This is a genomic window from Limisphaerales bacterium (genome assembly GCA_014382585.1).
GTDB lineage: Bacteria > Verrucomicrobiota > Verrucomicrobiia > Limisphaerales > UBA1100 > JACNJL01.
This window is the reverse complement of record JACNJL010000031.1, coordinates 34467-43637: the sequence shown is the minus strand read 5'-3', so window position 1 is coordinate 43637 and position 9171 is coordinate 34467. Positions and strand designations below refer to the sequence as shown.

The 9171-nt window shown below is 55.5% G+C and carries 10 protein-coding genes; 9 read left to right on the top strand and 1 reads right to left on the bottom strand.

All coding sequences use genetic code 11. The annotated features are described in order from the left end of the window. Positions 1 to 36 precede the first annotated feature (36 nt). Complete coding sequence (locus H8E27_05960) at positions 37 to 813, top strand: hypothetical protein (protein MBC8325152.1); 777 nt, start codon at positions 37 to 39, stop codon at positions 811 to 813. Between the two features lie 82 nt (positions 814 to 895). On the opposite strand, the gene H8E27_05955 is transcribed toward H8E27_05960, so the two are convergent. Continuing rightward, positions 896 to 1591, bottom strand: coding sequence for an HAD family hydrolase (locus H8E27_05955; GenBank protein MBC8325151.1), 696 nt, complete (start codon positions 1589 to 1591; stop codon positions 896 to 898). Positions 1592 to 1775: 184 nt separating this feature from the next. On the opposite strand from H8E27_05955, the gene H8E27_05950 reads away from it, so the two are divergent. The 8 genes from H8E27_05950 (at position 1776) to H8E27_05915 (ending at position 9160) form a co-directional block, all read left to right on the top strand. Then, a complete protein-coding gene (locus tag H8E27_05950) occupies positions 1776 to 3155 on the top strand; it encodes a hypothetical protein (GenBank protein MBC8325150.1) in 1380 nt (459 codons plus the stop codon). A gap of 2 nt (positions 3156 to 3157) precedes the next feature. Then, positions 3158 to 3706 (top strand): hypothetical protein, encoded by a 549-nt coding sequence (locus tag H8E27_05945; GenBank protein MBC8325149.1) that lies wholly within the window; start codon positions 3158 to 3160, stop codon positions 3704 to 3706. A gap of 57 nt (positions 3707 to 3763) precedes the next feature. After that, positions 3764 to 5044, top strand: coding sequence for a PQQ-binding-like beta-propeller repeat protein (locus H8E27_05940; GenBank protein MBC8325148.1), 1281 nt, complete (start codon positions 3764 to 3766; stop codon positions 5042 to 5044). Positions 5045 to 5145: 101 nt separating this feature from the next. Continuing rightward, positions 5146 to 6387, top strand: a complete 1242-nt coding sequence (locus tag H8E27_05935) for a type II/IV secretion system protein (protein MBC8325147.1) — start codon at positions 5146 to 5148, stop codon at positions 6385 to 6387. Between the two features lie 104 nt (positions 6388 to 6491). Further along, positions 6492 to 7121 (top strand): hypothetical protein, encoded by a 630-nt coding sequence (locus tag H8E27_05930; GenBank protein ID MBC8325146.1) that lies wholly within the window; start codon positions 6492 to 6494, stop codon positions 7119 to 7121. Beyond that, positions 7121 to 7519: a transcriptional regulator gene (locus H8E27_05925; protein ID MBC8325145.1), complete on the top strand. Its 399-nt coding sequence runs from the start codon at positions 7121 to 7123 to the stop codon at positions 7517 to 7519. The genes H8E27_05930 and H8E27_05925 overlap by 1 nt, the downstream gene beginning before the upstream one ends. Next, a complete protein-coding gene (ispH, locus tag H8E27_05920; GenBank protein ID MBC8325144.1) occupies positions 7479 to 8405 on the top strand; it encodes a 4-hydroxy-3-methylbut-2-enyl diphosphate reductase in 927 nt (308 codons plus the stop codon). Before H8E27_05925 ends, ispH begins: the two co-directional genes overlap by 41 nt. Continuing rightward, complete coding sequence (locus tag H8E27_05915; GenBank protein ID MBC8325143.1) at positions 8390 to 9160, top strand: ferritin-like domain-containing protein; 771 nt, start codon at positions 8390 to 8392, stop codon at positions 9158 to 9160. The genes ispH and H8E27_05915 overlap by 16 nt, the downstream gene beginning before the upstream one ends. Positions 9161 to 9171: the final 11 nt, after the last annotated feature.

Below are 9171 nucleotides of genomic sequence, written 5' to 3'. Positions count from 1 at the left end.
GTGCCTCCAACCTACAGTAGTTTCAGTGGCCTAAGCATGGCCATGGTTGCCGGGCAAAATGATGAAATTCCAGCCTACCGTAGAGATAATGATAATATCACTTTCAATGGTAGTGGATTGGGTCTGCTTTCTGTGGTGCAAATTGTTGATGTGAACGGGAATCCTATTCCCGGAGTAACTGATGCAACAGATCAAACAGGGGTATCGAGTGTTACTTCGAGTTCATTCCAGTTAGATTCAAATGCCGCCGCATTCACAGGGAAAGGGCACTTGTTAGATTCCTCCACATTGTTGAGTGACAATAACGGAACGAGACGGATTCGTGTGATCACTCCATTTGGAATTCTTACTACACCACTGAGCAGTGCGTTTACAATTTCCGCAACACCGGACTTTTTGCCGCTAAGTGCAAACACAGCCGCAAATACATTTGCCGGATCGGCAGATTTTAATGGATCTGATTATAATGCTAGTCGCGGTATTTTAATCGTGAACGGAACAAATTTCCGTGGTGTTAAGAGGCTGTATTTCGGCGAGAATGCCTTGAACCAACTCACAGATTGGATGGCTTCCGGAAATAGCTCAGTTGTGGCATCAAACGAAAACCGGTATTTAGGGCACGGTTTCGGTATTAACCCAAATGCCCTGCCAGCGGGCGTGACTATCAATGCTGCGGGAACACAGATGAGTTTCACCAAGGCTGCGATTAACGATATTAACGCAACTTGGTTGGGTGGAAGTAACCGGGCTATCCTAATACTGGGCGCAGCAGATCAAAATGCTACCACGCCTCTGATTAATGCGAACAACTAATTTAACCCCGCCGCTTGGCGGGGGCTAAGGAACGGGTGGAGTGATAAAACGGGGGCGGTCTCGAAAGGGGCCGCCTCGTTTTTTATGCGTTTAACATGTCAAGAGTGACGTCTTTAAGGTTGGGGGCGAGGTGGGTGGGGTGGTGTTTGGCGAGTTGGGCTTCAGTGAAATTGCCGGTGGCAACGGCGAGTACGCTGGCGTCGATGGATTGGGCGCATTCAATGTCGGCGGGGGTGTCTCCGATGATGAGGATTTCCGACGGGTTGAGATTGGGGAATTGTTCACGAGCATTTTCAAGTGCAGCTTGGGCGATGTCATTTCGGTTTTCGGTGGTGTCGCCAAAGGCCCCAAATTGAAAGCGATGCCAAAGGTGGTAGTGGGTGAGTTTGAGTTCTGCGCCTAATGGGAGGTTGCCGGTGAGCAGGCCCAGCACGGGCGGGATGGACATGGCCTCGATTGCATCGAGCAATTCCACAACGCCGGGGAGGGGTTGGGTTTTGTCGGCGGGCAAATGTTTGGCGAGCCGTTGGGTGTAGGCTTGAGTGAAGCGCTGGTAATTGGTTTCGGTGGTGGCGATGTTGTTGGCTCGAAAGACTTCGTAGGCGAGGCCTCGATCGGTGCGCCCGGCGAATTCCATGGATTCGGTGGCGTGGGGTAAATCAAATTCATCGGCAAATGCCTGCGCAAAGGCCTTCATACCGGCACCGCCGGTGAGGATGAGGGTGCCGTCGATATCAAATAGCACGAGCCGAATCATAGGCGCGGACTGTCCCATCATGGAGGTTGCCAAGTCAATGCGTCCGTGAACAACCCGTGAAAGGCTCCGGCTTGACGTTCCGCGGGCGGGCCGTTAGCGTGGCTACATGACGAGGGGATTCCTTTTGCTATTTGCACTGAGCGCGTTGGGCTCGATGTTTTCGGGCTGCATCTCGGCCAAAGATGAAAAATCGGGGGGACGTGCGGTGAACCCGCCGAGCCGCAACCCGCTTGAACGGATGCGCAACACGGCGTCACCGGGGCACGGGTTCAAGTATTTTGATGGTGTAGGCTGGAAATATTTGCCGCCCGGCGTGAAGGCTGAGTTGTTTACGATGACGGCCGAGGAGTTGTTCGCGTTGGCTCAAGAGGCATTCGTCGCGGGGGATAATACCAAGGCGTTGTTTGCCGCGCGCTGGCTGCATGTTCATCAACCTGGCGCAGATCTTGCCCCGGAAGCGCGTCGCATTGTAGCGGAGGTTTATGAGAAGCGCGGGTTTCAGGAAAATGCGTTTCAGGAATATCAGGCGTTGTTGGATGCGCACCCCAACTACGATGCCGCCAAACGCGCGGAGGTGGCACAACGGATGTTCGATATCGCGGGTAAATATCTGGGGGGCAAATGGTTTCGCTGGAAAATACCTTATCAGGAACGAATGTATCTGCCGCTTTTTTCGTCGATGAACCGCACGGCGAAGCTTTATCAGCAGGTGGTGACGAATGCGCCGTATGGTGAACTTGCAGCCTCGGCACAATACGGGGTGGGGCAGGCACACGAACAGGCTTTGACGGGGTTCTGGGGGTTTTTCGCTGATGAAAAAGCGTATAAAAAAGCCACCGCAGCGTATCAATTATTGGCCGACCGCTATCAAAAACGCCCGGGCGATGCGCCCCGGCCTAATCAAAAAGAGATCGATCGCGTTGTGGCGGAGGCCAGTTTTCGCGTGGCGTCCATTTATGAAGTGCAGGCGAATGAGGGCGTTTACGATCAAAGCATGGCCGAGCGCGCCATCAATGCGTTCAGCGATTTCCTCACCTTGAACACGGGCAACCCCGAGTTGAAACCGCGACGCGAAGAAGCGGTCACGCGCATCAATGGTCTGCATCTTGAGCGGGTTCGAGGCGCGCTGGCGATTGCGGAGTTTTATGAACGTCGCGGAAAGTGGATCGCCGCCTTTAAATATTTTGGTGAAACCTCCGCGCGCGCGGAAAATGTTGAGGGGTTGGCGGCGAAAGGAACCCCGATTTACGAGGAAGCACAAGGGATCAACCAGCAGGCGATCACATCGTTATTTCGAGTGTCTAAAAAAAGCGTGAATGAGGCACTGGGCAAGGCGGCAGAAATTGAAAACGTAGATCCCACGCAATTGGTGAACCTTAGTGATCGCGAGTTAAACTCCGTGGAACGGTCGTCCCGCCGAATCGAGCTTAACCTGCGACTACAAGAGGCCGTGCTGCGGAAAGCGGTGGATGAGGACGATGCAGTTTACCAAACAGTCGATGCCTTGAAAGCTCGTGCGAATACCCTCCTCAAGGCCGCCGAAGCCGAGCTCGACCGGCGTGAGGCTGAAGCGAACAAAGAATAACTATGAAAATTAACAGAATCCTTTCAGGTATGCTGGCGGTTGCCGCCGGGATTAGCATGGGCTGCGCGGGGTACCACATCGGCTCCACCAACGGGCTCACCGCCGGCGCACATTCGGTGCAAATTCAATTCTTCAAAAATGAAACCTTTGAACCGCGCCTTGCCACCGCGGTGAATCGTGCAATGAAACGTGAGTTTCAAAAGGACGGCACCTACACACTCGAAACCCAATCTGAAGGGGACTTCATTATCAGCGGCAAGCTCATTGACTTCCGTCGCAACGGCGTGAGTTACAAACCCGGCGACGTGCTCACCGTGCAGGATTATACGATGGATCTTTCCGCCGAGGTTACCGTCATCAACCGCACCACCGGCGAGGAGATTTTCAAAGAGACCCTCACCAGCTCTTCCACCGTGCGCGTCGGTGACGACCTCACCGCCGGCCAACGCCAAGCCGTTCCCATTATTGCTGGTAAACTCGCCGAGCAAGCCGTGCTCCACATCGTGGACGGGAATTGGCCCGACCCCAAACCGGAGCCAGAAACTCCCTAGAAACGTAGTCCCGAAAAAAGGTTGCCCGTCCATCACCTATGACTCAAACTCGGGCCGATGAAAACTCTGTTCGCTTTTCTTTCCCTCACTTTCGCCGTCTCCCATTCCGCCAGTGAATGGCCGCAGTGGCGCGGAGTGAATCGCGATGGCATTCTCCACGGCGAACCCGCCCTCGCCAAACTCCCTGCCAAGCCCGCCACGCTTTGGCAAATCCCCATTGGCAAAGGCCAGGGCGGCCTCGCGCTCGCCAAGGGCGTGCTTATCGTGCTGCATGAAACTTCTTCGAAGGGTAAGCAGGAAACCGCCCGCGCCATCCGTATCGCCGACGGCAAACAAATTTGGGAAACTGCGTATGCCGATTCCTGGCAATATACCAACGTGTACGGCCCCGGCCCGCGCACCGCGCCGCTCATTGACGGGGATCTCCTTTTTTGCCAAAGCGCTGCGGGCGCCCTCGCCTGCATTTCGATGAAGAATGGCGATTTGCTATGGGCTAAAAACTACGCAACAGATTTTGGCGCCAAATGGTTTGGCGGCAATGCACCTGGCAGTGAGGGTACCGCCGCCAGCCGTCACGGCAACAACGGCCAACCGGTCACCGATGCCAATTATATTTATGCCCCCGCCGGGAGCCACACCGGTGCCAGCCTCGTTTGCCTTGAGAAAAAAACGGGTAACCTCGTTTGGAAAAGCGGCACCGATTATGCAGCCTACTCCGGCCTTATGCGCGGCACGCTTGCCGGTGTGGAGCAAATCGTCATGGTCACCGCCGCCAACATGATCGGTTATCGCGCCAAGGACGGCAAAAAACTTTGGAGCGTCCCCGTAAAAACCGGCGCGGCCCGCAACATCGTCACACCCATTCTACACGGCGACACCGTCACCATGGCCAGCCATACCTTGGGCACTTTTCAAATCCGCATCCGTAATAGTGGTAGCGGCCAAACTGCTGAGGAAATTTGGCGCAATCGGGAAGCCCGTACTAACATCACCACGCCCGTATTGAAGGATGGTTTTTTGTACGGCCTCGGCGCATCGCGCGGACGCAACTCAGAGTTCGTTTGCATCAACCACAAAACCGGCAAAACCGAATGGAGCGAACGCGGCTTCACCGATTACGCCTCGGTGATTTCAATGGGCGATACCCTCCTCGTCCACGGCTCGCGCGGTACGGTGACGTTGCTGCGCGCCACCCCCAAAAAATTCACCCAACTCAGCCGCATCGAAAACGCCAGCCAGCCCTCATGGACCTTCCCCGTCTATTCCGCCGGCGTGCTTTATGTGAAAGACGGATTGCGCGATGGAAAAAATAAGCTGACGGCGCTGAAGTTGCGCTAGCGCTTGCGGGATCCACACCCATCTCATTTCCACCGTAAATTCAATCCCGCCAGTTTGGGAGTGACAGAGGCGCAAGGCGTTCCGTATCGTGGGCGTCGTTTATGAGCCATACCGAGCAATACGTAGAAGCCCAAGTCGCTGCCAATGAGTTAGTGGATGTGCCGCATCTGGTTAATCTCATCATTCAGGACGGTCTCGATCGCGGCGCGAGTGATATCCACATCGAGCCTTGGGAGGATATGACCGGGGTGCGTGTACGCGCAAATGGTGTGCTGCAATGGGTGGTGGGCATCCCCCGCGATTTTCACGAAAACATCTGTGGCCGGTTCAAGGTGATGGCAAATATGAAAAGCCACGTAAAGGATCTTCCGCAGGATGGCAAAGCTGCGCCGGAGGAATTCCACGGGGTGCAGCTGCGCGTTTCCATTTTCCCAACGGTGTATGGTGAGAAAATTGTTTGTCGTATTTTTAATCCTGACGCCAAGATGTTCAACATCGAGTCACTCGGGTTCGATGATGATACGCTGGAGCGTTTCAAAGAAATCGTTTCCAAACCCACCGGCCTCATTTTGCTCACCGGGCCCACCGGCTCGGGCAAGACCACCGCCATTTATGCTGCCATCGGTCATATTCTAGAAAAAGCAGGCAACGCTGTTGCGGTGTCCTCCGTGGAAGATCCAGTGGAGCAAAACCTCGATTGGGTTAATCAATCCTCCCTAAACGTTGGCATGGGCTACACGTACCCCTTGGCGCTGCGATCGCTGATGCGGCAGGACCCCGAAATTATTATGGTGGGTGAGATTCGGGATGAGGACACCGCCGATATCGCCATCAACGCCGGTATGACCGGTCACCTCGTGATCAGCACCATTCACTCCGGTACCACCTCCGGAACCTTTGCGCGCCTCATCAATATGAATATCGAGCCTTTTCTGCTCGCCTCCACCATCATTGGCGTGCTCGGCGTGAGATTGCTCCGCCAAAACTGCCTTCACTGTTCCGCCCCCTATCAACCCGAAGCTTTTGCCATCGAGCAACTCCGCCAACACGAGGGCAGCGAATACGTCAATCAAATCCTTGAGCACGACAGTTTTTATCGCGGTACCGGCTGCACCGCCTGCGGCAATACCGGCTTCGGCGGACGTTCCTCCATTACCGAACTGCTCACCTGCGACGCAGACGTCCGCGAGGCGGTCATGAAAAAGAAACCCACTTCTGAAATTCAAGAAATCGCCGTCAACGCCGGAATGACCACCCTTTGGGACGGCGGTCTGCAAATGGTCGTCGACCGCAAAACCACCCTCGAAGAAATCCTCCAAAAAGTCGCCGCCGACCAGGTGTAATACGCGTTTCATTTGTAGCCCGGGCCGGTGTCTCGGGGCCCCACCAAAACTCTCTGCGGATAAGTCTTGCTTGCGCAATTCACTTTGTAGTACAAAGTGAATCGATGAGCGCACAGTGGGCCGAGGAGAATCTAAACACCATTCGCACCCTGATGGAAAGGGCCAGCGTATACCGCCGCGCCCTCGCGCCAATCGCCATTGCCGTCGGCGTGTTGGGGATCGCCGCCGCTGGCTTGGCCGAGGCGATGGGATGGACAGGAAAAAATTTGTTTGCCGGCTATTGGCTTGGCGTTGGGGCAGTGACAGTTTTGGCGGCATTATTGTTGGTGCGACGGCAGGCATTACAGGCGGATGAGGAATTTTGGTCGCCTCCCACGCGCCGCGTGGCACAGGTGATGGCGCCGCTGTTGCTCGCCGGGTTGGGCTTGGGCGTGCTGGAAATATTGAACACGAATGGCCGCGACAGTGTTCGGCTGATTGCTTTGTGGATGGTTTTGTACGGCGGCGCTCTACACGCATCCGGGTTTTTTATGCGACGCGGGTTGAAATTAGCCGGGTGGATTTTTGTCGTTTTGGGCTCTATTTGCCTATGTTTTCACACTTTAGGCGAGGTGGTATGGCTGGATGAAGCGCACGCCCATTGGGTGATGGGTTGGGCATTCGGAGCAAATCATTTGGCTTATGGATTGTATTTGAAACTGACGCCGGAACCCATGGAAGAAGTAGACGAATAGTGAACCCAGAAACTTTCCAACTTTTGGATAAAGTAATCCACGAGAAAAGCCGCATGGCGATAATGTCTATGCTTGCCGCTTCGGCAGAGCTTTCGTTCACGGAACTGCGCGATGCACTGGCAATGACGGATGGAAATGTGACCACCCACATCCGCACTTTGCAAAAGGCGGGCTATGTGGCGGTCGCCAAAAGTTTTCAGGACAAACGCCCGCTTACCACTTGCAGGCTCACCACGGTCGGCCGCGAGGCGTTTTGCGAATATGTCGGATTACTGGAGGGCATTGTAAAATCTGCTAAGCAATCAGAGGAAAAATCCAATCCCGCCAAAGCTTCAAAATCAAGGAGGAAAAAATCAAATGACAACACAAACTTTGCCTTACAAAGCCAACGGGCTTAAACCCGTTCAGGCGGAACCCTTCGTCGTCCGTCGCGCGGAGCATTTGGGAATGTGCTTTGGCGTACGGGATGCCATTACTCTGGCGCGGCGCGAGGCGGCGTTACAACCACTCACGGTGCTGGGCGAGTTAGTGCATAACGTCACGGTGCTAGATGATTTAGAAGAACGGGGCGTGCGGTTTGAAAATGAACCTGAGCGTGTTGGGACTTCGGCGGCAATGATTACCGCCCACGGCGCCTCGGACCGCGCTCGTGCCCGTGCTAGGTTGGCGGGTTTACGGGTGAGCGATGCGACGTGTCCGCTGGTGCATTTCGCGCACGAAAAAGTGCGGGAATTAGTGGTGACAGGGTTTCATCCCATCGTGATCGGTCGGCGTGGGCACGTGGAGGTGAGGGGTTTGACGGAGGATTTGGTGGCGTGCGATGTGGTTTTGAGCAAAGAAGATGTGGATGGGGTGGAATCGCGCGCGCGTTTTGGTGTGGTGGCGCAGACGACGCAGCCTATCGCGCGCGTGCGGGAATTGGTGAATTATTTACAGGCGCGTTTTCCGCAGGCGGAGATTCGGTTTGTGGATACAGTGTGTCGGCCGACGAAACAACGTCAGGAATCGGCGATGGAATTGGCGCGCGAATCGGATGTGGTTTTGGTGATCGGCGGCGTGAATAGCAATAACACGGCGGAATTGGCGCGCACGTGCGGTGAATTTTGCAAAGCAGTCCATCACGTGCAGGGGCCGGACGATGTGCGGCCGGAGTGGTTACCGGTTTCGGGTGTGTTGGGAATCACGGCGGGGACGTCGACGCCGGATGAGATCATCGATGCGGTGGAGGCCCGCGTGCGGGAGCTTTCGCATAATTCATCAACACGGGAATGGGAGGTGGCGTGATGTTGGATTGGCTGGAGTATTTTCATTTGAATGCGTCGAAGCGGCGGGAGATTCCATGGGAGAAAGGTGTGCAGGTGACGCCGGCGATGCGGGCGGTGTTGGTGCGGTCAATGCAGCGATTTCAATTGGGCGAATCGGGCGATGGATTTTTTCTCCGGCGCAATGCTTCGGGCGAAGCGGTGGAGTACCGGCACGCTCTGGATTTATTTATCAAAGAGGAACAGGAACACGCGTGTTTGATGGGACGGGTGCTGGATTTGATGCGTGCGCCGCGGTTGCGTTGGCATTGGACGGATTGGTGTTTTGAACGGTTTCGGCGTTTGCTGGGGTTGAAACTGGAGGTGTTGGTGCTGCTGGTGGCGGAGATGATTGCCAAGCGTTACTTCCGCGCGCTGCGCGATGGGGTGGACGACACAGTGGTGCGCGAAGTGGCGGCGCAGATTTGTCACGACGAAGAGGGGCACTTGGCGTTTCAGACGGATTACTTGCGGCACGCGTATGAGCGTTGGCCGTTTTGGGCGCGGGTGTTGGTGTGCGGCGCGTGGCGGCTGATGTTTCGCGCGGCGTGTTTATTGGTTTGGCTGGATCACGGCAAACTGCTGCGCGAATGCGGCGTGCGCGCGGAGGGGTTTTGGTGGGATTGCGGTTTGATCTTCGACAAAGTGGCGGCCGGCGCGTTTGGCGGAGCGGCGTATCCGTCGCTGGCGGGGCTGCGGATGCCGGAGTTTCGGTGGAGGTCGCCGGTGGTGGAGTGAAATTTTTTTCT